The sequence below is a fragment of the Clostridioides sp. ES-S-0049-02 genome (genome assembly GCF_020658465.1).
Lineage (GTDB): Bacteria > Bacillota > Clostridia > Peptostreptococcales > Peptostreptococcaceae > Clostridioides.
In genome coordinates, this window is the sequence record NZ_JACVWG010000002.1 from 95,477 (window position 1) to 119,332 (window position 23,856).

General features: G+C 25.5%; 18 protein-coding genes, 1 other RNA gene and 1 pseudogene. 14 read left to right on the top strand and 6 right to left on the bottom strand.

Going from position 1 to position 23,856, the window contains the following annotated elements; all coding sequences use genetic code 11:
• Positions 1-52: 52 nt before the first annotated feature.
• From ssrA to IC213_RS06735, 4 genes are all read left to right on the top strand, one after another.
• Positions 53-402: a transfer-messenger RNA gene (ssrA, locus tag IC213_RS06720) on the top strand.
• A gap of 295 nt (positions 403-697) precedes the next feature.
• Positions 698-913 carry a DUF3791 domain-containing protein gene (locus tag IC213_RS06725; protein WP_227450928.1) on the top strand — a complete coding sequence of 72 codons (216 nt, stop codon included), beginning with the start codon at positions 698-700 and terminating at the stop codon, positions 911-913.
• A 46-nt stretch (positions 914-959) separates the two neighbouring features.
• Positions 960-1,391: a DUF3990 domain-containing protein gene (locus tag IC213_RS06730; RefSeq protein ID WP_227863004.1), complete on the top strand. Its 432-nt coding sequence runs from the start codon at positions 960-962 to the stop codon at positions 1,389-1,391.
• 5 nt (positions 1,392-1,396) lie between these two features.
• Positions 1,397-1,627: a hypothetical protein gene (locus IC213_RS06735; protein WP_227862878.1), complete on the top strand. Its 231-nt coding sequence runs from the start codon at positions 1,397-1,399 to the stop codon at positions 1,625-1,627.
• Between the two features lie 117 nt (positions 1,628-1,744).
• On the opposite strand, the gene IC213_RS06740 is transcribed toward IC213_RS06735, so the two are convergent.
• The 3 genes from IC213_RS06740 to IC213_RS06750 form a co-directional block, all read right to left on the bottom strand.
• On the bottom strand, positions 1,745-2,911 hold the full coding sequence (locus IC213_RS06740; protein WP_227862879.1) for a site-specific integrase: 1,167 nt from the start codon (positions 2,909-2,911) through the stop codon (positions 1,745-1,747).
• Positions 2,901-3,653 (bottom strand): Fic family protein, encoded by a 753-nt coding sequence (locus tag IC213_RS06745; RefSeq protein ID WP_227862880.1) that lies wholly within the window; start codon positions 3,651-3,653, stop codon positions 2,901-2,903. The genes IC213_RS06740 and IC213_RS06745 overlap by 11 nt, the downstream gene beginning before the upstream one ends.
• 91 nt (positions 3,654-3,744) lie before the next feature.
• A complete protein-coding gene (locus tag IC213_RS06750) occupies positions 3,745-4,605 on the bottom strand; it encodes a helix-turn-helix domain-containing protein (protein WP_227860615.1) in 861 nt (286 codons plus the stop codon).
• Positions 4,606-4,746: 141 nt separating this feature from the next.
• Between IC213_RS06750 and IC213_RS06755 the strand changes: the two genes are divergently transcribed.
• The 8 genes from IC213_RS06755 (at position 4,747) to dptH (ending at position 16,650) form a co-directional block, all read left to right on the top strand.
• Positions 4,747-4,941: a helix-turn-helix transcriptional regulator gene (locus IC213_RS06755; protein ID WP_070112955.1), complete on the top strand. Its 195-nt coding sequence runs from the start codon at positions 4,747-4,749 to the stop codon at positions 4,939-4,941.
• A gap of 3 nt (positions 4,942-4,944) precedes the next feature.
• Positions 4,945-5,259, top strand: a complete 315-nt coding sequence (locus IC213_RS06760; protein ID WP_021424925.1) for a transposase — start codon at positions 4,945-4,947, stop codon at positions 5,257-5,259.
• A gap of 20 nt (positions 5,260-5,279) precedes the next feature.
• Entirely contained in the window at positions 5,280-6,023 is a 744-nt protein-coding gene (locus IC213_RS06765; RefSeq protein ID WP_102814823.1) for a hypothetical protein, read from the top strand.
• Positions 6,024-6,035: 12 nt separating this feature from the next.
• Positions 6,036-7,370 carry a DnaB-like helicase C-terminal domain-containing protein gene (locus IC213_RS06770; protein WP_227862881.1) on the top strand — a complete coding sequence of 445 codons (1,335 nt, stop codon included), beginning with the start codon at positions 6,036-6,038 and terminating at the stop codon, positions 7,368-7,370.
• Between the two features lie 248 nt (positions 7,371-7,618).
• Entirely contained in the window at positions 7,619-7,894 is a 276-nt protein-coding gene (locus IC213_RS06775) for a DUF6809 family protein (RefSeq protein ID WP_227862882.1), read from the top strand.
• A 437-nt stretch (positions 7,895-8,331) separates the two neighbouring features.
• Entirely contained in the window at positions 8,332-10,128 is a 1,797-nt protein-coding gene (gene dptF / locus IC213_RS06780) for a DNA phosphorothioation-dependent restriction protein DptF (protein WP_227862883.1), read from the top strand.
• 2 nt (positions 10,129-10,130) lie between these two features.
• Entirely contained in the window at positions 10,131-11,540 is a 1,410-nt protein-coding gene (gene dptG, locus IC213_RS06785; RefSeq protein ID WP_227862884.1) for a DNA phosphorothioation-dependent restriction protein DptG, read from the top strand.
• On the top strand, positions 11,521-16,650 hold the full coding sequence (gene dptH, locus IC213_RS06790) for a DNA phosphorothioation-dependent restriction protein DptH (RefSeq protein WP_227862885.1): 5,130 nt from the start codon (positions 11,521-11,523) through the stop codon (positions 16,648-16,650). The genes dptG and dptH overlap by 20 nt, the downstream gene beginning before the upstream one ends.
• A gap of 110 nt (positions 16,651-16,760) precedes the next feature.
• On the opposite strand, the gene IC213_RS06795 is transcribed toward dptH, so the two are convergent.
• The 3 genes from IC213_RS06795 to dndC are packed head-to-tail and all read right to left on the bottom strand — an operon-like array spanning position 16,761 to position 20,759.
• The gene (locus IC213_RS06795; protein ID WP_227433806.1) at positions 16,761-17,144 is read right to left on the bottom strand and encodes a DndE family protein; all 384 of its coding nucleotides are present in this window, start codon (positions 17,142-17,144) and stop codon (positions 16,761-16,763) included.
• A 2-nt stretch (positions 17,145-17,146) separates the two neighbouring features.
• Entirely contained in the window at positions 17,147-19,306 is a 2,160-nt protein-coding gene (locus IC213_RS06800) for an AAA family ATPase (protein WP_227433807.1), read from the bottom strand.
• Positions 19,293-20,759, bottom strand: coding sequence for a DNA phosphorothioation system sulfurtransferase DndC (gene dndC, locus IC213_RS06805; RefSeq protein ID WP_227835596.1), 1,467 nt, complete (start codon positions 20,757-20,759; stop codon positions 19,293-19,295). The genes IC213_RS06800 and dndC overlap by 14 nt, the downstream gene beginning before the upstream one ends.
• 1,077 nt (positions 20,760-21,836) lie before the next feature.
• On the opposite strand from dndC, the pseudogene IC213_RS06810 reads away from it, so the two are divergent.
• Together IC213_RS06810 and IC213_RS06815 are read left to right on the top strand one after the other, a co-directional pair.
• Positions 21,837-23,375 (top strand): annotated as a pseudogene (locus IC213_RS06810) (IS1182 family transposase).
• A 323-nt stretch (positions 23,376-23,698) separates the two neighbouring features.
• Positions 23,699-23,836, top strand: coding sequence for a hypothetical protein (locus tag IC213_RS06815; RefSeq protein ID WP_227862886.1), 138 nt, complete (start codon positions 23,699-23,701; stop codon positions 23,834-23,836).
• Positions 23,837-23,856 lie beyond the last annotated feature (20 nt).

Genomic DNA, 23,856 nt, shown 5'->3' on the forward strand with positions numbered 1-23,856 from the left:
TAAGAATGGTGATAAAGTTTGCGAAGAGTCTAATGGACTATAAACTACTCAAGGGGGCGTAAAGGTTTCGACGTGGGTTTGGAACTTGAGGCTGCGTGTCGTGTTACTCTGGGTCACGTAAAAACTGGGGAACTTTAAAATAAACGCAGACGATAATTTCGCGATAGCAGCCTAGTTGCTGCTCGTCCCTCTTAGCCCTCCTGCCGGCTAAGACTGGACGTCATTATGCAGGGAACTACTTTGAGGGTGTCTCGACTTAGGGTAGATTAATTGGGACTGGCTAAGCATAGAGCCTGCCACTTGGCGTTATGTAAGGTGAGATATTAGTAAAGTTGGCTACACATGTAGATGCAGCGAGGAAAAGATTTGCGGACAGGGGTTCGACTCCCCTCGTCTCCACCAATTTTTAAAAAAGAATGATGAAATACTTGGAAATGCTAGTCTTTATTGACTAGTATTTTTTGTTTTGGTGATAAAATCCACCAACCGTACCCCAACTACAGAAAAAGAGTTTTTTTTGTGGGTATGTTGGGGTGCATTTAGGGTGTATAAAAAGCATTTATTTATTATGATATTAGGTAACATAGAATTTTAATATCTACTTTATGATATAATATTTTTATAAATGTAAAACAGTTGAAGTTGTTAATTAATAAAAATATATATTATATAAGTTTGATAGGAGTTGAGGTTTGTAATGGATGAAAGAAAACTAGAATTTTCTATTTTTTGCATTGAAGCTTTAGCAGAAAAATTGGATATAGATTCAGAAGGAGTTTATAAACTTCTTAAACATGATACTGATATTTTAGATAACTATATAATACCTTGCTATGAAGCACTACATTCTCAAAGTAAAAGTTATATAGTGCAAGATTTAATACAAGTGCTTAAAGAAAAGGGCGTGATGTAATGATTGTATATCATGGTTCATACTGTGTGGTAAAACGCCTAATATTATCTTCTCAAGAGATTCTTTAGATTTTGGAAAAGGATTCTATTTAACTAGTATAAAAACACAGGCACTTAACTGGACAGAACGTTTTAAGAAAAGGGGTAAAAAAGCATATTTAAATAGCTATTCTTTAGATATTGATGAATTAAAAAAAATCTGTAATGTAAAAATATTCGATAGTTATAATTTAGAATGGCTTGACTTTATATTAGAATGCAGAAATATGAGTGATGTATATATGAAATATGACATTATAATAGGTGGAATTGCTGATGATAAGATTTACAATACAATAGAACTGTATCAAGATAATCTTATTGAAAAAGATGAAGCTTTAAAAAGACTAAAATACTATAAACCAAATGAACAAATATGTATAACCAATCAAAATGTAATAGATAAATATTTAAAGTTTAGATGTGAAGAGGAGGTATAGTGCTTATGGAAGCAAATAAAACATTATTACAAATACTATATAAAAAAATTATATTAGAATTTTCTAGGCAGACAGGCAAGAGTTTGGAAGAAAGTATGGATTATTTATATACTTCTGAAACATATAAACTTATAAGTGAGGGTGTATCAGATATGCACTGTAAGGGTCATATATACTTGGCTCAAGAATTAATGCTAGAAAATGGATTAATGCATCATAAAGGCTATCCAAGATAAATAGTTAAAAAACTAGATACGAAATAAGGATACAAGATAATATTAAATTAATTTGTATCCTTATTTTGATTTTGTAATTAACTATATGAAATCATAGTATTTTTATGTATTTGATTTTTACAATGAAAATATTTTATCCAACTTTTCTACAGCTTCAATTTTTTTATCTTCCATAACTTGAGTATATATATTCAAAGTTATTGATATATCATAATGACCCATTAAAACTTGTACAGTTTTAGGAGGGACATCATTCTCAAAAAGTCTAGTTGCATAAGTTTTTCTAAGACCATGAAACTTTATAGGCTCTATATTTAAGCTATTTAATATAGACTTTAAATTCCTTAAAGGTCTTTTATCATCTATAGGGATGCCTAATTCATTGCAAAATACATAATTATCATTTCTATATAATTCTCCAGCCTTTAATATATCCACATTTTGATTTACTTTATGCTCTTTCAATTTATTTAAAACATCTTTTGGAATAGGTACAGTTCTGTAAGAATTTGATGTCTTTGGCTCTTGCTCTAATACTTTAAGCTCTCTATTTCCAGTTTTATCTATAAAATATGTTCTTTGAAGAGTTCTTTTAACTGTTAAATTAGACTTTTTAAAATCAATATCAAACCATTTAAGTCCTAATAATTCTCCTAATCTAAGTCCAGTACCAAGAGCAAGTAAAAATAATACCTCTAATTTATGCCCCTCTATAGCTTTTATAAAACTCTTTTGTTGTTCAAGAGTCAATATTTCAAGCTTATTTTCTTTTTTCTCAACTGGTATATTTGCCATAGTACAATAATTACGTTGTATAAGACCTTGTTTTTCAGCTTCTGATAAGCAGGTTTTCAGTTTAGTGTTTATTTGTCTTATAGTAGGTATACTTTTATTGGAATCAAGTAATCTATTGTAATATTTTTGTATGTGAGATACTCTTAAGTCCCTTAATTTAACATTGCCTAAATCAGTATCTTTAATATAATTGCGATATATGCTTTCATATCTCTCAAATGACTTAGGTTTTAAATCTTTTATTCTATATTCAAACAACCAATTGTAAAACCAATGTTCTAAAGTTATTTTATCATCTGAAATATCAGAGCTTAAATAATATTGTTTTTTATAAGCATCTAATTTATCTTTAACTTCCTTTTGAGTCTTACCATAAAATTCTTTTCTTATTGGTTTACCATCTTCATTGTAACCAATCATTATACGGGAACGCCAACCATCTTTATATTTTCCGATAGAGCCTTCTCCATTAGCTCTTTTAGTTGCCATTTTTAAACAGCTCCTTATATGATTTATAGTTATATCCATCAAAGAATGTAATACATTTCTCTAATAAGAATTTTATAACTTCATCAGCTTCTAGTGTTTCATAGAAGTTTAGCATTAATGTGTTGTATTCTTGTTTATGTTTAGCTGGTATTGATAGAACTCCTATATCATTATTTATAAGTATTAGGTTTGAGGTAAGTCTAGCAGTTCTTTTATTACCATCATAGAAGAATTGACAATAGGACAACCATAAATTTATTATTATAGCCTTTTCTAAGGGGTTAGTTATTTTATTTATGATATTTATGTCACTTACAAATAAATCATTTAATAGAGTGGCTTCTATGCACTCATATTGAGTGGTACCAGCTATACCTATATTGCCATTTCTGAAATCTCCAACGATTAGAGCTTCATCTCTTGCAACTATTTTATGTATAGAGCAAATTGTATCTTTATTTAAAGATAAGTTTTCTTTGTTACTTAATTTTATTACATAATCCCATGATGATTTTATATTTAGTATTTGATTTTGGTCACTTAATTTATGTCCACCCACTGTTATACCATCAAGTAATGTTTGTACTTCTGGGAATGTAAAGGGGTTATTTTCTAGGTTACCCATATCATATACAAATTCACTTATCATTCTTCTAATATATGTTAAAGTATATTTTTTATCTCCATGAGGTAGGTTAGTAGGGAATTTATATATGTATTTTGGTATATATGATTTATTCATGATTGTAGCTCCTTCCATATCTAATTTTTATTTATTAACTATGAATGTATAAAAGTTAATAAGTAAACCAATATTTTAAAAATGTGCAATACTAATATTCTTCATCCTCATCTTCAATAATACCATTAGAATTTTCTTGTATAAAATTTTCAACAAGACTATTTATCACCCAATTTAGATTTTTAGAGAAGTCTTTGAAGTCAGAAAAGTTTAAGTTAATTGGTTTTATTGTGTCTGCATTGTCTATAATTTCAAACTTTGTTTTATAGTCTGTCTTTATATCATAACCATAATTTTCTAATATATAAATCACTAAATCAAACTCAGACTTGTCTATATAATGAGAAACTGGAGTATTATCTATGTCAATATCTTTATTTATAAAATCAATAAGAAAGTCATTTACAATATATCCAGTCTGAGGGTTTCTATAAAGGATTGTTTGGTTATCTATTTTTATCTCTTCTAATGGGAATCCAAATAAATCTTCAATATTGGCATAAGTAGCAAGTGCTATTTTTTTTAATATTTCAATTCTAGGCATTTTTGTTCCATTTTCATAATTTATAACTTCATTTTCAGAGCAATTTATTTTTTCTGAGAGCTCTTTGACAGAGATATTATTTATGTTTCTAAATTTGCTTATATTATTTCCGATGAGTTTTGCTGAGTAATTATCAAATGTTTTTACCACTGAATCAAATTCTTTTAAATTAGTATAATTATTTGTTGAAGTATCTAAATCATTTTCTTCAATAATAAGTCTATTTATAGGAATTGATAAAGCAGTAGATATTTTTTTTATCATATCTAAATTAGGTTTTCTTTGGTTTTGTTCATATTTAGCTATAGCATGAACTGAACAACCAATTTTGTTAGCTAGCTCATCTCTTGACATATTTAATGATTTTCTATATTGTTTAATCTTTTCTCCGATTGTACTATTTATCATAATTTCACCTCAAATACATTATAGCACGAAATGGGTGTATTAATACACTTAAATATATTGACAAAGCACGAAATGGGTGTTATTCTGTTTTATAGAAAGATAAAAAGGCACAATATGGGTATGAGAGGAAGGAGGAAATCAATGAAGCTCAAATTAAAAAGAATTGAAAAAGGTATAAAGCAATATGAATTAGCTGAGAAAGTTGGTATTTCAAGATATTATTTATCTTCTTTGGAAAGAGGCAAATCAAAAAATCCAAGTAATATGTTGATGTTAAAATTGGCTCAAGAACTAGATACAAGCGTAGAAGAATTATTTTTTGATAAGGGGGAATGATGTATGGCAGATACAAATAATCTGGAAGTTCTTAAAACACTACAAGCTACATTGAATATACTTGTAAAGCAAGAACAAGAAGCACAAGAAAAGGCAAAAGGGTACAAGGAGATACAGACATATAGAAGAGATAAAGCTCAACTTATCACTTGTAAAGAAGCTTCTAAAATTTATCCCATAGGGGAATCAAAATTTAGACAGTTATGTCATTCTAAAAATAAAGGATTTCCTTGTATATGGATAGATAATAGAGTGTATATAATAAAAAATAAACTAGATGATTGGTTTATTGAAAATGCAAATGGCATAAAATTATAGGTTTAAGTGGGTGATAGTACTTGAGTAATCTAGGTTGGATAAAGCTTCATAGAAAGATAAAAGAAAGCCCACTATATAAAGATTGTAATTCCAAACAAAGAGATATACTCATAAACCTATTACTGTCAGTTAATCATAAGCCTAATAAATGGGTTTATGGAGGTAAAGAATATGAAGTTAAATCCGGACAGTTAATAACATCTTTGGAAAGTATAGCAAATATGTGTTCAAAAGATGTAAGTATTCAGAATGTAAGAACTGCTTTAAAGAAATTTGAAAGATATGGATTTCTAACAAATGAATCAACAAACAAAAATAGGCTTATAACTATTGAAAACTGGGAGTTATATCAATCTAATGAAGAAAATCAACAGACTAATCAACATGCAATTAACAAGCAACTAACAACTAACAAGAATGTAAATAATGAAAAAAGTAAAATATACAGTGAAATTATAGAAAAATTCAATATTACTTGTACAGAACTATCAAAGGTAAAGAAACTTACAGAGGCTAGAAAAAAAGTAATTAATGCTAGGATAAAAGAATATGATAAAGAGACTGTATTAGAAATTATTCATATAGTTAGTAAAACTAGTTTTTTAAATGGAAGCAACGAAAAAGGTTGGAAGGCAAATTTTGATTGGATAATGAGCCCAAATAATTTTATTAAGATATTAGAAGGCAATTATCAAGATAAATCAATTAATGTCAAAGTAGATGCAGAAGCATATAGTCCAGATGATTCACAATTAAAGTGGTAGGGAGTTTATATTATGGATACTATGAGTAATTTAGTTAAGAACACAGAAGCAGAACAATCTATATTAGGTAGTATTTTACTAGATTCTAGGAAAATAGAAGAGATTGAGATATTAATAAGTGAAGATATGTTTTATCATCAAGAGCACAAACATATATTCAATTCAGTGAAAGATATTCATAAAAGGGATGAGCCTATAGATATAATAACTCTTACAGAAGATTTGAAGAAAAAGAGGCTTATAGATTATGTTGGAGGTATAAGTTATTTGACAAAACTATCAACAATAGTTCCAACTATAGGTAATGTATCTCATTATATTGAGATAGTTATTGAAAAATATAAAAATAGAAATATAATTGATAAATTTAATAAATTCAAATTAGGTGAAATAGATGATAATACACTTATATATCAATTAGAAAAATACATTAATGAAGTCAATCAGAAATTGGTTAAGAAGGATTCTAGTATAACAGCTATATCAGAAAGAGCCTTTGAATATATAAATGATGAAATTGAAGAAGGTATCAATATAGGAATAAAATTTTTAGATGAAACTATTGGAGGTCTATATAGTGGTGAATTAATTACAATAGCGGCCAAAAGTGGAAGAGGAAAAACAGCACTAGCCTTACAGATAATGAGAAATGTAGTATTTCAAGGTAAAAAAGTACTTTTTATAAGTGGTGAAATGAGTGATATACAAATTTTGTTTAGAAACATAGCTTCTTTAACTGGAATATCAGTTGTAAAAATGAAGAATAGAAATCTAAATGAAGAAGAAATAATTAAATACATAAATGCTTTAAGTACTTTAAATCAGGAGAATAATCTATATATTAATGATTCAGTGAATACAATATCAGGAATTAAGAGGGAGATAAAAAGTATTAAACCAGATGTTGTTATAATTGATTATCTTCAGATTTTGGATTATGAAGGTAAAGAAGTTGGAGAAGCTAAATTTGCTGATTTATCAAGGCAAATAAAAAAGATTACTTTAGACTTTAATATTCCAATTATACAGTTGGCTCAATTAAATGATGAATTGAAGGATGAAAGACCAAAAGGTGATAGAGTAATGAGAAGTTCAAAACAAATATATATGGATTCTAATTCAGTTATATATATTCATAGACCTACAGAGAAAGAGGCTCTTGATTATTGTAAGACAATGGGAATAGAGGATATAAAAGAATTAAGATGTAGAGAAAAAGGTTTTGGAGCTAATTTAAGTGAGATTATAGTTGCTAAAAATAGAGATGGGGAATCAGGTTTTAGACCTTATTGGTATATAGGGGGGGTGTTTTCTTTTAAGGAGTGTAAGAAGATAAAAGAGTTGTAAAGGTATGAGCATAATTTACGATATGTTATATAGTTGTTAGAAAAGTTTTAGTAAGGCTAGGACAAAGATTTTTTAATAACCATATGAGGATTCAAAATCCAGATATAAATATAGATATATTAAGTAAAAAAGGTAGTTGCTATATAAAATAATAACAACTACCTTTATAAATTAGGTACTTAATGTACACTAACCTATGCAAGTTAAGTATATATTAAATGCCTAAGATAAGTCAAGGAGGTATGAATATGTGTGATGAAATGATAGATATATATTTTGATTATTGGATAAATAAACATATATATAGGGAAGTACTAGAAAAGAATAAATACTATAATGATGTTTGGGAAGAGATTAAAAATATTAATAAATCATTAGAGCAAAATTCATTAGAAGAATATGAGAAAGATTTACTTTTTAAGTTAAATGATTTATTTAATTCAATTATAGAGATTGAAAGAGAACTTGGTTATAAGTTTGGATTTAAAACAGGGGTAAGATTTATGATTGAATTGTTGGAATAATTAAGTTGAATCGATATTAGAACTTTTTTACTAATATGTAAATTATTGTGTTAAACTTTGTAGATAGATTTTCTGATTATATAGTTTGTAATCTATTTAATTACTTTATGGTTCTAAAATGTATAGAATTATGAGTCAGAGTACATGATATATTCATTATACAGTATTTTATTGATAAAGTGTATGATAGATTAAAGATAAATTAAACTAGATAAAACACTATAAAAAGCTAGACTTTAAATTTCAGTCTAGCTTTTTATAGTGTTTTATCTAGTTACTCTTACAACATATTAATATACATATTTTATTAAAGAGTTAAAAGATATAATTAGATAAAATAAATGATTTTTTTACACAAAGGGATCTCAAAGAAGCAAATAGACTTTATAATGTAAATATAGTACGAAATAGTGTTTTTAGAAGGAGTTTCTAGTATTATGATAAATAATTGTTTAATAGATGAGTTAAAAAAACTAAAAGAATCATCAAAAGAAGCAGTAGATAATGTTTCTAACATTAGTAGCTTTAAGAAATATATACATGTTAAAAGATTTATAGAAGATGAATTATTTAATATTATAGTATCTGCGGCTAAATCTAATAAATCAGAGTTAATATTAGTATGTGGAGGTGTTGGGGATGGAAAATCTCATACAATATCATATTTAAAAAATGAGTATCCAGAAATTATTTCAAAGTTTAAAATACATAATGATGCAACTGAAAGTTTTGAACCAGAAAAAACATCAACAGATACATTGAACGATATACTTAAGGATTTTACAGATTCTAATATATCTTATTCAAATAAAAAGTTAATATTAGCAATAAATTTAGGGGTACTTAGCAACTTTATTGAATCAAAATATGCAGATAAATTTACAAAATTGAGTAAATACGTTAGAGATAAAGGGATACTTAATGTAGACGTATCAGATAATTTCTATGATGAAAATTCAAATTTTCAGTTTGTGAACTTTAGTGATTATAATATATATACACTAAATTCAGATAAACCAAAGTCTAAGTACATAGATGGTATAATTAATAAAATAATAAAAGAAGATAATAAAAATAGATTTATGAATAGTTATAAAAAAAATTGTATTAGCTGTGTTGTTAACTATAAATGTCCTATTAAGATTAACTATGAAATGTTAATGAAAAATTCAGTAAAGGAGGCACTAATAGATATATTGATAGAGTCTACAATAAAGAATAAAATTATAATTTCAACTAGGTCACTTATGAATTTTTTGTATGATTTTTTAGTTAATGTGGATTTAGATAACAAAAATAAACATGAATTAATGAAATTTATAGAAAGAATTAATCATAAAGATTTTATAAAATATATATTTGTATCAAATTTATTCAATCATAGTGAATTATCACAAATTCTAAACGCTATAAGTAAAATTGACCCTGTAAATATAAGTTCAGAAAATCTAGATAACATAATTATAAAACTTAGTACAACAGAAGATATGACAGAAGTATTTAGAGAATATTTAGATTTATGTGGAGATACTTATCTAGAAACTTTTATGAAAACTAGAGATATAATAGAATCAACCTTAGATTATGAAAAAAGATATGTTAATAAGAGTACATTAGAAGATAGCATAATAAATATGTTTATAAGGCTTAATTTATTTATACCTAAAGAAAATTTACAATTAAGAGATACTATTTATATGAATTATATGAAAAATTTATATGATTGGAATAAGGGAAATAAAACTAATTTAAAAGATTTATATAAAGATATTAAAAAGGCAATTTATAATTGGGATGGAGAAGCAAAAAATGGAATGATAAACATATCAGTTGGACAGAATCAAGTAAGATATAAAATAAGTCAAAGACTAAATATAGCTCCAGATATAAAAGGTCTAATGATAAACGATAGGGACGAATTATACAAATTCAGATCAAACTTAAAAATAAAGTACAAAGATAATGAAAAAGAATATCAAGATGAATGCTATGTGGATATAGATTTTAATTTATATGAATTACTTATGAGAGTGAAAGATGGATATAGGCCTAATAATAATGATAAGTATAATTACATAAACTTTGTAATATTTATGGATAAAATTCAGAAATTGGGAAGTAAAAGCAGAGAGTTATATATAGAAGATAAATTGGAATCTTGTAAATGTACATATCAATTAACTTATGATAAAGACTTTGATGAATTTAAATTTATGAATACAAATGAGGTATAGCTATGCAATTTATTATAAATGAAGAAGAATTTAAAAAAAAATATGTAATAGATAAAAAAAACATAAAACATAAACAGCCAAGTAACATTATTATACTTCCATATGTAACTGGATATGTGAGTGCAGATAGGGAACAAATAGAAAAATTTAGCCCTTGTATAGGAGAATTTTGCAGACTAATGTATAATAAAAAGATAAGTTCTGGACAAATAAAACCAGAGAATATAGATATATTTCTAGATAGTATAGATATAGATTCTAATTATAAAGTTACATTAAAAAGAATAATAAAAGAATTGTTTTTTGATGAAAATGAAAATATATATATATTTCATCCAAAACTTTTAAATTATATACATACACCTAATGTATATTATATGAAATTATCTAAATTCTTATATGATGTTCTATTGAATGATATGGATAATATAGAGATAAAGAAGAAAGTTAATGATAGTTTTAAATATGATTCTTATAACGTTATGGAACTTCTTATGTTAAAAAGTCTTCCTGAACTTGAAACTGTGGAATCATCTAAATCTATTTATAGGTGTGTATGTAAAAATGTATCTAATCTATTTAAAGAAGATTTAGAATTTATACTTAGTAGACCTGAATTAATAACAACTGAATTTGAGAAGCTTCTTAAATACTATTATTTTTTCTATGTATCTCAATTATCAATGAAATTATCTGATTTCTTTATTTGTGACAAAAATAAGACTGAAGAGCTATATTTTATTTTAGATTGGGAGAAAGTGTCTAAATCCAGAAAAAGTTATAGATTAGGATGGAAAATGTTAGAGAGTCATATAAAACCATTATTTAGTCATGTACATACATTGGAAATATTAAATACTAATGATAGCACTATTAAGTATGATTATGAGGATTTAAATAAAATTATAAATAGTTTATCAGATATCGAAAAAGATGCTTTATATGAAAGTATAAAAAAAATAAAGAATATATATGTTAGTTCAATTAATGATGTCCAATGGGATCAATATGAAACTCAAGTTGAAAAATATAAAGGTGATAATATAAAAAAAGAGATATATGATCTATATAGAAGCATAGACTATCAATTTAATAATTCTGGTAGAAAGGGTAAGTATAAGAATTATAAGTCGTGGTTTGAAGAATATTGTAAGTTAAATTTCTTAAGAAAAGTAGGTTCTTTAGGAAATATGCTAAATATAAACCAAGAACAGTTGTTATTTATAACTAAACTATGTATAAAAAAGAAATCTAAAATGAGAGTGAGAGATTTATTTAAAGAATATAAAAAAAGAGGAATCTATTTTGATAGAGAATCTCAATTGCAAATAGTAGAACTATTTGAAAAATTAAATGTTATAGAAAAGAAAAGTGATAGTGGGGATGCACAATATGTCAAATCAATTTTATAAATATTTAGCTAATAATGTAATTAAGTACTTTAGATCTAGAAAAGTAAAAAGTGGAGATAAGTTTAATATACAATTTGAAAGTGATGAACAAGTTAGATGTATGTATGATGCTTTAGCACAAGAAGGAAATGCAGAAGTATTTATATATAACATAACAGATGAATTAGAATATAAAACATTTAGTGTTAATATAGATGGAATTAAAATAATATTAGCATCAACTTGTAATAATGTTAGTAATGATTTTTTAGTTAGACTTAGAAATCTAATAGGCAATGAATCTGTTATAGAATTTAAATATTTATCAATATTATTTATTCATAACACAACATTAGATAGTTTAATAAAAGGAACAGAAAGTTTACAGAAAGAAGGAATGCCACTTCATACAAAATGTTTAATAAGAGATATAAATACAAGGTTAGAAAATAAAGATTTAAGACTAGATGTAAGATACATAGTTGAATCTACACTCGATGAAATGAGCAACAATATATTAGAAGATAATTCATCTATATTTCAATATGAAGATATTTTGAGAATATTAGATAATGGTAAGATTGAAAAAATTGAATATAGTAAGTTTGGATTATTTTATGATGAAAATATGGTTGATGATAAAGACAAAGCAGCTATAAAAAAGAGAATAGCTGAAAATATGGAAATGTTCTCTTCTATAAATTGGATACATCAATATGAAGATCCAGCACTAGAGTTGAAAAAAATTTTTTCTTCCAAGGGAGCACAAATTTTAGCAGATAGTGATTGGAAGTATTTAACATATAATTATGTGAAGTCATTTAAGATTAAAACAAAAAGAAGCAAAATAAAATTAATAAATATAGAATCTGATTTAAATATTTGGATTAAGCCAGATATGAAAAGCCCTTCAAAACGAAGAGATATAGTAATATTTAATAAAGACAAATTTGATAGTGTAGGATTATGTATAGAATTTGACAAAGATTTAGACAAAAATCACTTCACAGTAGATAAAAACATAGAAGTAAATATGACTGAAACTAAAAGAAAGGTCATATTTAGGATATCTTTAGAAGAACCTAAAATGACATTTGCTAAAGTTATATATAGTAATAATAGTGTTAAATACGAATTTAGAATTTGTGTTGTACATTGTGAGGAAAAAATATTATATGACATGAAGAGTAATTATTCAGTTGGATTCAATAAAAAGAGAGGTATATTAATTACAAATACTAGTAATGATACAATTATAATAAATCCGGAAGGTATTAATGAAATAAGATCAGAAATAAATAAGTCAGACAAGGAAATTGATCTTAATGAAGATGAGAGAATAATACTTGAATTCGATTTAAAACAAGAGGAAGAAGAAGAAAAATTTGTAAGGATTAATATACTTTATAATCAATCTATAATAACGATAGCTAAGCAGAAAGAAAAAGAACGTTCAGTAACAATTAGTGGAATAAAAATATGTAAACTAAAAAGAGAAAGAAGGGAGAGTTTTAAATGTCTGCACAATAATAAAATTGTTCAGGGCACAAGTGAATACACTGTTGAAGAAAATTTTAAAAAAAGTTTAAGCATAGAAAATAAGATTATTGAAGAAAACGCAATTCATGGCACTGTTTTAGGAACTGATTTTAATAAAATAGAACTAGAAATAGATTATCGAATAAAAAAAGCATACTATAGTATTATAGATTATTATAGAGTAAATAATTTGCTTCCAAGCTTAACCTATTATGACAAAAATTTAATAGATATATCAAAAGATTACATAAATAGTATATTAAATGTTTTTGAGGAACTAAAGAATGAAGAAGTTCTATCTTCACAACAGGAACAAATATCTAAAATTGGAACTGTATATAAAGCTGATGGAGAACAAGAAATATTCCTAACACCATTACATCCTATAAATATAGCTTATCAACTTGTTCTAAATGGTGCTATAAGAGATGAAGAAGTTGAAGAAAATATTTTGAAATTGATGAGTTCTAGATATTTAGTTCCATATATGTATAAAGCTAAAGGAGAGCTATATACAGTAATAGATCAAAATCATTCGCCAGAGTGGACATATTATGTATCTCATGATAAGAGTAGATATAGAAGCTCTAGAGATTATGTTGCTAAACTAACAAGAGAAAAAATAAGCGAGTTTATAGATCATTTTACATATCTATTTAGAGTAATAAGTAAGTCAACAATAAAAATTAAGTTGATAAACTTAGGAGATTGTAAAGAAGTTTTAATTGGTATATTTGATTACTATACTGAAAAATTGAACTCAGGTGAAGATATACATAATTTGATATCAATAGATATTTATATGTATGATGAAAAAAATAGTATAAATGTATTTGAAGAAATAGCGTTTTATGATTCAATAGAAAATTTAAAAGAATATTTAAATATAAGATTAAAATCAAAAAATTATTTTGAAGATAATTTATTAAATTTATTTAGAAATAAAGTTAGATTTTATAGAAGAGATAAGAATAAAGAAATATATGAGTATTCACATTTAACATTCTATCAAATGAATAAGGATATAAATTTAACAAGTAGTGTTATGGATGATATAAAAACAGGAGTAGCATTAAATGGATTAATTTCAGGTGTTCCATCAATATATATAAAAGATACATATAGAACTGGATTTGGATCTAAGTTTATGAATAAAGATACAAATGAATTATTGAATATTGCTATGAAGTTTAATTCAATTACAAAATCTGTAGGAACTGGAGACCCATTCAATAGTAGTATAAGTGTAACAACAGCTATAAATGAAAATAATGATTTGCTTCTAAATAAAATTTATCAAACATCCCATTGGGTGACTTTTATAGATCCAAAAGTAGATTTAAACTTTTTTAAAAATGACAAAGACTCGAATGACTTATTGATAATACACTATAGTGACCAGTATACAACATCTGCTGGATATGATGCTATAACAGTCACTAGAAAATCTGAACAATATAAGTTTGTAATAGAAGAATTTCTAAAGAATAAAGGGATTGAGTTTGAAGAAGATACAGTTCCTATGTTAATTAATTACTTTAATGCAGTTAATGGAGATTGGTTATTAAGACTTATATCTAGAAAATCACAATTCCCTAGAGAAAAGTTAAGTATATTATCAGCTATAAAGGTAGGTTTAGCTTATTTTTATCACCCAAGTATAACATGGATACCTATATCACTAGAAGAGATACTTAGAGTATCAGGAGGAACAGGATTAAGTCAATCTGAAAGTATATTTACTGTTAGAAATTTAACTGGAGGAATTGATTCTTATTCAGATGATTTATTGTTTGTAGGAATAGAGAAAAAGTGGAGTAAAGTAAAAGTTTATTTTTATCCTGTTGAAGTGAAAATAGGAGAGAATAATGAAAATGTTATAATTAAAGCAATAGACCAAGCTAATAAAACTAGAAATCTAATAGAAAAATGTTTGATAGAAGATGAAAGTGATTCTAATAAATTTACAAAGTCTATATATAGAAACTTTATTATTCAACTTGTTATAACAAGTGCAGAAAAAATGAGCTTATATAATATATGGGAAGAGCAAAATTGGGAAGATATAATAAATAGTGATATAAGAACTAAGTTGTTAAGTGATGATTATGAAATCAGTAAAGATCTAGATGAATTTATAGGAAGAGGAGCTGTGATATCATTTAAGAAAGGTACTTACCATAATGATAATATAGGAGAAAGATATGGCATAACAATATTAGATCTTTCTGAACAATCAGGATATAATAATATAGTAAAAAATTTAGAAGAAATCAAAGATAAATATATTAAAGGAAACAGTGATTTTGATGTACAAAAAATGCTTATAAGCAGATATGGAGTAAGTAGTGTAATAAATACATCTAAACAATATACAGATGACGATTATATTTCAGAAGTTTCCATGCCACAAAATAATATAGAAAATCTAGACTATAGTGATAGATTAATGAAAATTGTATTTGGAAATAGAAAAGACAATGATAAAGAGATTGTTTGGGATCCCACAAACTCAATTAAGGTTCCTCATCCTAATACTGGTATAATAGGAACAATGGGAACTGGAAAAACACAGTTTACTAAATCCTTAGTGACACAAATTCATAGAGAGCAAAAACATAATATAAATGGTAAGCCAATAGGAATACTAATTTTTGATTATAAAGGTGACTATATAAAAGATGATTTTGTAGATGCAACAAATGCTAAGGTATATGAAATACATCATTTACCTTATAATCCATTAACTTTAATAATACCTGAGAGAGGAAAGCCACTACTACCTATTCACACAGCAAATTCTTTAAAAGAGACAATATCAAAAGCATTTGGCTTAGGTCCTAAGCAAGAAGTTATTTTGAGAGAATTAATTATGAAAGCTTATGAAAAGAAGGGGATAAAAAAAGATGACGAAAATACATGGGTAAAATCATGCCCTACAATGCAAGATGTATTATCTATATACCTCGATGATCAAAACATAAAAAAAGAAGATAAATTGTATGCTGCTTTTTCAAGTTTTAATGATTTTGAAATATTTGAGCCAGATAGTGACAAGACTAAAAATTTATTTGATTTAATAAATGGAGTTACAGTTATAAATTTATCATATTATGATTCAGGAATACAAAATTTAGTAGTCGCTATAACTCTTGATTTATTCTATAGCCAAATGAAAGCACTTGGATCAAGTGATATAACTGGAAATGGAGAGTATAGACAATTAAATAAAATGATATTAGTAGATGAAGCTGATAATTTTTTGAGTAGAAACTTTACATCTATAAAAAATATATTGAAAGAAGGTAGAGAGTTTGGAGTAGGAACTATTCTATCAACACAACTTCTAAGTCATTTTTCAACTTCAGAAAATGAGTATCAGAATTATATTTCAACTTGGATAGTACATAATGTATCAGATATAAATAACAAAGACATAAGATATATATTTAATTCTAAGAATAAAAGTGAAGAAGATAACATATATAATAAGATAAAGAATCTAGCTAAACATGAAAGCTTAGTCAAAATGCCTAGTGAGAACGCACCTATATATATTAGAGATAAAGCATTTTGGGAACTTAATAAATAAAATAAGTGAATTTAGAAAAAATATTTATAATTAAAACATAGGATAGACAATTTTATTTATTGTCTATCCTATGTTTTAATTTATTTATGTTTTAATAAATATTAATCAATTTATAGATTATTATTTTCCTTTACTATTTGGGAGATAAAGTGTTCTAAGTTGCTTGAATAATTATATCTGTTTTTAAGCATAAGAGCACCTCTATCTATATGAAGCTTAACTTGATTAGGAAAGTATTCATCATCACTTAAATGTCTACCTGCATGCTGTTCAAGTAAAGTTTTAAATAGAAGATCATATTGATTGGTTATAGTTTGTCTATTAAGTTCAAGACCATTATTATCAATGCTTTCATAGTGATCAATTGGCTCACTATCACTTAGTGAGATTGAGATAGCTAGTTTGCAAAGAGCAAATGGTTTCAAATTCATTCTAGATCCTAATTCTTCAAATATTTCTTTTGTTTGTATTGATGTTTTAAGTCTAAATCCCATAATTACACCTCGAAAAAGTATCCTTTATTTTGTATAGTTTTTTTATTTTTGTTATCATATTCAATCAAGTATTCATTACTTAACTTAGGCTTTATTATCTTATATGATTTTTCATCTATTTCAGTATTAGTAGATAGTATTATAACTTGATCACTTATTGTAGAAAAATATTCACTAGTAATATTATTTCTATGAGTATCATCTATCCTAGCATAAGGTGTATCTATAATAAATGGTATTTCTATCTCTGAAGATTTAAGTAAAGCCCAATATAAACAAAGAATGTATATTTGTTTTTCACCACTAGAGAATTCGTCTATGTCAACTTTAGTTCTTAGATTTAAAAATGTAGATTGAGTATTATCTTTGATAGCATTGAATAGATCATCCTTATCTTTTACACTATATAAGTTAAATAAATCCTCGAAAAATAATTTTCCCAACTTCTTCTCCATTTCTTCAGATCCTATATTTTCTACTAAATTTTCAAGTTCTAAAGAGTTATATATTTTATTTATATATAAAGAAATATTAAAGTTGGCATCAATATCTATAGAGCTAATAAAATTGTCTTTTTGAATAACCCTTTTAAATATATACATAAAATTATCTTGAACTAGTTTAATTTTAGTTTCTGTTAATGTTGTTATTATTTCATCTAACATAAGTATAAGGTTAGAAGATATATCAACAATATTATTATGTTGAAGTAAATATATATATTTAGCCTTAGATTTATCTCTTTTAGTGCTAGTTTCAGCTATTTCAAGTCTTAATTTATCTAAAGAAGTAACTAGCAAATTCTTTGATTTTAATAAAGAATCAATTTTATTTGATAAACTAGATATATCATTTATATATGTATTCAAAGTTTCATCTTTAAAGCTAGTATTTAACTTATGTCTTATATCTGCTAATTCATTTGAAATACTTCGATGTTCTTCAAAGGAATTAATGATAGAATTATTATCAAAATTTAGAATGGTACTTATCAAAGATAATAATTTACTACTTTCATCATTAGAAAGGTTATGGATAGATTCAAAGTTCTCTTCATAACTATCTGGTTTTATATCTTCTATTAAAGCATCAGAAACAGTTAGAGCTATTTCATCTAATGAGGAAGACATGATCTTATCTGAAAGTAGATTTTTTATATACTCAATATTTAATTTATCTTTAAGATGAGAATATAATATACTATCATTCTCTACTTTAAGTTGTTTTTCTAAGTTTAATATTTGTTTTTTTATAATTAAAAAGGGAAGTATGTCATTACAAAAATCTTTTATATTTTGATTAATTATAAACCTATTTCCTTCTAATTCAGCAATTCTAGAATTAAGTATTTCTCTTTCTTCTGCTAAAATTCCACCTTTTTTTCTGAATTCTTTCTTTATTTTTAATTGTTCTTGTTGTAACTTCTCAATTTCACTTGAAATTTTTTCTAATTCATAAGATAGATTTTTTTCTTGAGAGTTTAAATTGTTGATTTCAACTTCTAAATTTAAATAGTCATCTTTTATAACATTAATCTCATCTGAAACATTCTTATTGGATCTGTTAGTTGAGCTTAACATTTTTTTTAAAATATCAAATGTATCAAAATTACAAAGAGATAATAAAGATTCTTTTAGATGTATATTTGAATTTTTACCTATAAAGAAATCATACAAATGTTCTCCATCAAAAAAGAAAAAGTCAAATATTTTAGGAGAAATAATAGATGTAATATAATTCTCAAAATAGTTAAGTTCATCAGCATTTAATGGTGTAATTGAAAAATTTTTATAAACTGAAAATGTCTCATTTAATTTTTTATCTTTAAAAGTCCATTGTCTAATTAAAGTATAGGTGTTTTTTTCAGTACCTTCACTGATTTCTATATCTACTGATACTAAGGTATCAACCTTACTATTTCTTAAAGAATTATTATTTATATTAGATTTAACTCGAGATATATATGAAGAGTTGAAACCTTGATATTTATAAGCTATGGGTCCATATATACATAGCTTTATAGCCTCAAATATTGTGGATTTACCAGCACCATTTTTACCTCCTATCAATATAATGTTTTTGTCACTAGTAGTATTTAGATTGAAGGTGGTTTCTTCCTCATAAGATCTGAAATTTTTTAATACAAGTTTATTTATTTTCATATTTTAACTCCTTGTTGCTTTCTTCTTCAATCTTTTCAATAATATCTTGATGAAGCCACTGTTGATTTAATATTCTTTCTATGGAAGTTTTTAATTTAGTATTATTACTAAAATATTTGTATTTATTTGTATCTATCATTAATTTATTAAATAAATCAATATTTATATCATACTTACTACATTTTTCAGATATAATATTTAAAGTAAGGTCATCAAATACTGGTTTTTTATATTCAGACCATGGTAGATTTTTACCTACAACTTCCTTATATATTTTTGATAATATATTACCAGTTAAGTCTTCTTCGTTATCCCAAATCTCATCTATAGCTTTAAGTTCTCCTAATTGTATAAGTTGTAAATCAGGATAGAATTTTTGCATTTCAAGTTGAGTCTCTAAAAGTTTTCTTAAAATAGTTTGTCTTGCTTCAAATGTAAATGGTCCAAACATGATTCTACCATCTTTTTTGATGACAGAGCCATTTCTTTTATGTTTTTTACGATTTTTAGGTTTATCTCTCTCAGAAATTAGCCAACTTCTGAATTTCAAAAGTGGCTTTAATTCATCATGACCAGATTCAATAAATCCATTTAATGATTTGTCTTCTTTTACAACAGTACAAATCCAACATCCAAATCTGCTATTTCCACAGCTACTTTTAGCACTAGCTTCATCTGCTATAAATGGACATTCATCTGAGTCACCAGAACCTTTCATATACATCTGAAATAATTCCATAGCATCAGTTCCCCATGAGGTAGATGGAGATGGTCCAAATTCACCACCAAAATCTATGAAATTATCATTTTGATGATAGAGTACATCCCAAACATCTGCTGTACTAAAATTGACTATAGGGGTATACACATAAGCTAACTTATTTTTACCTCTTAAGGTTTCATGTGGGGTAAGAAGGTAACCCTCTATCTCTCTTTTTTCGATTCTCGATTTTCTAGCAGAACTTTCTTCTTTACGAACGCCAAGCAGTACAATAACATCTTTTTGTTCAAGTTTTTCTTTTATAAATTTATTTGATGGTTTTATCTTAAGCCTTTCAGTACACCAACGATATTTAATAGACTTTGGAGTAGGGTAACCTCTACCAATTATATTAGCCCAAAAACTATCATTGAGTTCTGGGTATACAATCTGTGCACTTATAGGTAAATCATGTTCAGTAGCACTTTCATTTATCTTGTCTATATTATTTTTTAGATAATCAAGTATTATTGGATTTTCTATAAGTGTATCAGATGAGATTACATAAATCTCTTTATGTCTTTTTTCTTTGGGTAGTCTTTTAAGCATTCTAAATGTAAGTTCAACTACACAAGAACTATCTTTTCCAGAACTATATCCGATTATCCAAGGTCTATCATCATTAAGATATACGGCCTGCATTTCATCATATAAATCTTCTAAATTGTTGTTATCTAGGTAATTAACAGCCATATATTAAGTATCCTTTCTATAAGAGTATAGCGAAGATCTTTACATAATACTCCTATTTTAATTTATATATAATTATATCACAATATATATTTAGAGAATAGATTAGTTTACATTTACATAAGTACAATAAAATATAAATTTAATTAAATATAGAACTGTTATCATTTTAAGAAAATATATTTGAAAATTAGAGTATAAAAATATTCTTACTTGAACCTCATAAATGTATATAAATATATGTATGAATAAAAATAACAGTCACTTAGAATAGTTACATTATTTAAGATTTATTATATTATAAATTGACTAAACAATAGACATTTATTAATGACTCAATTTATAGAACTTAAGAACTTATACCCCAATCATACCCCAATTACAAAAATATATACGTAAAAAAGTTATGAAAAAATAGAATTTAATTTTATATAAATAGCTATATACCTACACTTACAAAAATCAACAAAACAATCAAATAACCACTTATAGACTCCCCTCGTCTCCACCAATCACATAGCTTTATTAATTAAAAGTATTAGAAACTCTATGTTTTATTTCATAGTATTTATAATACTTTTTTTATTTACAAACAATTAGCACACAAGTGTAGGTATTAGTATAAATACTAACTTATAAATTTAAAAGTTATATTAATTAAAAGAATGATTGATGAAATTAAATTTTATCATCTCGGAATTATGTATATAAGAAGATTATTTAATTAAAAGATATACCTAAAAATAATACAGATATTAACAGGTAATTATGGATGTGTATATACATGCAATAATAAATATTAAACTAGAAGTAGTTAAAAAATTAAATAATACATATACTATATAAATTATATTGGTAGAAATATGAACTATATAATTATTTATTAATTTAATCAAATATAAAAATAAGTATATATTATAACTTTGATAAAAATAATATAGTAATTAAAATTTTAGAAATGAATACAGATTGATAATAAAGTTGGGGATGTCTCAAAATAAAAATTTGAGTTATCTCCTTGTTTTTACAAAAAAAGAAAAGGGGTTCCTAAGAACCCCTAATCTATGTGATAATTGTTCTGTGAAAAACCAAAAACCACATTTTGATTATAGCAGATACGAGTGTTGTAAACAAGTGGTATTTCCATTAGATATTGAAACAATTATTCCCAAAGATGATTCAGTAAGACTACTTAGTCTAATTTTAGAGGAGTTGAACTATAGTAAGTTATATGAGGAATACTATCCTAAAGGGAGAAATCCAGTAGTTGATCCGAAGATTCTATTTAAAATTTTAGTTTATAGTTGCACACAATGTATTTATTCTTCTAGAAAAATAGAGAAAGCCTGTCGGCGAGATATTAACTTTAAATTTTTACTAGATGGATAGAAAGTACCTGACCATAATACAATTTCACGTTTTAGATCAGAACGATTAGCTCCAGTTATAGAAAATTTATTTACACAATTAGTTGAAATTTTAATTAGTTATGATGAAATTCCGTTTAAAAATGTATTCATAGATGGAACAAAAATTGAAGTGAATGCTAATAAATACACATTTGTATGGAAGAAATCTACATATAAGAATGAATTAAATTTATAAACTAAGATAAAGGAATTTATAAGTAACACTCTTGGATATAGACTAACTCAAGATTTTATTTCAGTTAATATAATGCAAGGAATGATAGATTTGCTTCTTGAGAAATCTAAAAAAATGAAAATTGAGTTTGTATATGGAAAAGGAAAAAGAAAAACAGTGCTTCAAAAAAACATTGATACTTTAAAAGACTTTGTTGAAAAACAGGGAAAATATGATTATTACAACAGTGTTTTTAATGGTAGAAACAATTTTTCTAAAACTGATATTGACGCTACATTTATGCATTTAAAAGAAGATCATATGAAAAATAGACAATTAAAACCAGCATATAACGTTCAATTGGCCGTAGAAAGTGAGTATATAATAGCCCTAGATATTAGTAGTGAAAGAGCTGACGCTCAGAGACTTATACCTATTTTGAAAAATATAGAAAATAACTATGAAAAGCAATTTAAAAATATTGTATGTGATGCTGGATATGAAAGTGAAGAAAACTATAAGTATTTAGAAGATCACGATCTTAATTCATATATTAAACCTATAAATTACAAACAAATTAAAAAGCATAGCTTTAAATCCTATATAGGAAGAAAAGAGAATATGAAATATGATTCTGAACTAGATGTATATACTTGTGCTAATAATAGACTTCTTAAACCTATATATCTAAAAAAGAGAACAAATAAAAGTGGATATATATCAGAAGTACAGGTGTATGAATGTGAAAGCTGTAATGATTGCTTTTTGCGTAGCAAATGCTTTAAAGGAAAGAATAATAAAAGGATTGAATGTTCCAAAGTTTTAACTAAACTTAGAGAGCGTAGTCAAGATAATATAAAAAATGAATTAGGAATTTTACTTAGAATAAATCGCTCTATTCAAGTAGAAGTAGCCTTCGGTGTTACAAAACAAGACTATAAATTTAAGAGATTTCTTATGAGAGGTCATAAAAATGTCAAAACTGAATATTATCTATTGGCATTAGCCTTTAATATTGATAAATTACATAATTGAATACAAAAATGCAGATTTGGAAAATACTTATTTGAAATAGCTATATAATTAAATTTTTTGAAAATATATATGTTTTATTTACTGTGCTCAAATTTCTTCGATATTAAAATTTAAAGTATTAATTAAAAAAGAAATAATAAAAAATAGCATATAAAAATCTAAAAAGGTAGTTGAACTTAAAATTTGATTGGGAAAAAATCAATTTTGAGACAACCCATATTTTATTACATCAAATTTAGAAAGGAGGTAATTGTATTTAAGTTTTTATTACTATCAATAAAAAATTTATAAAGTTATTTTATTAATAATCAAAGGAGAATTTTATGAAAATAGTAGATGTTGTAAGCATAAAGATAGTGAAAGATTATTCTGCGGATTATAGTAAAAATAAAGTATCCAACCCATATGATGCGTATAAATTATTTGATAAATTTTTAGTTGATATAGATAGAATTTTATAGTAGCCTGCTTTAACACAAAG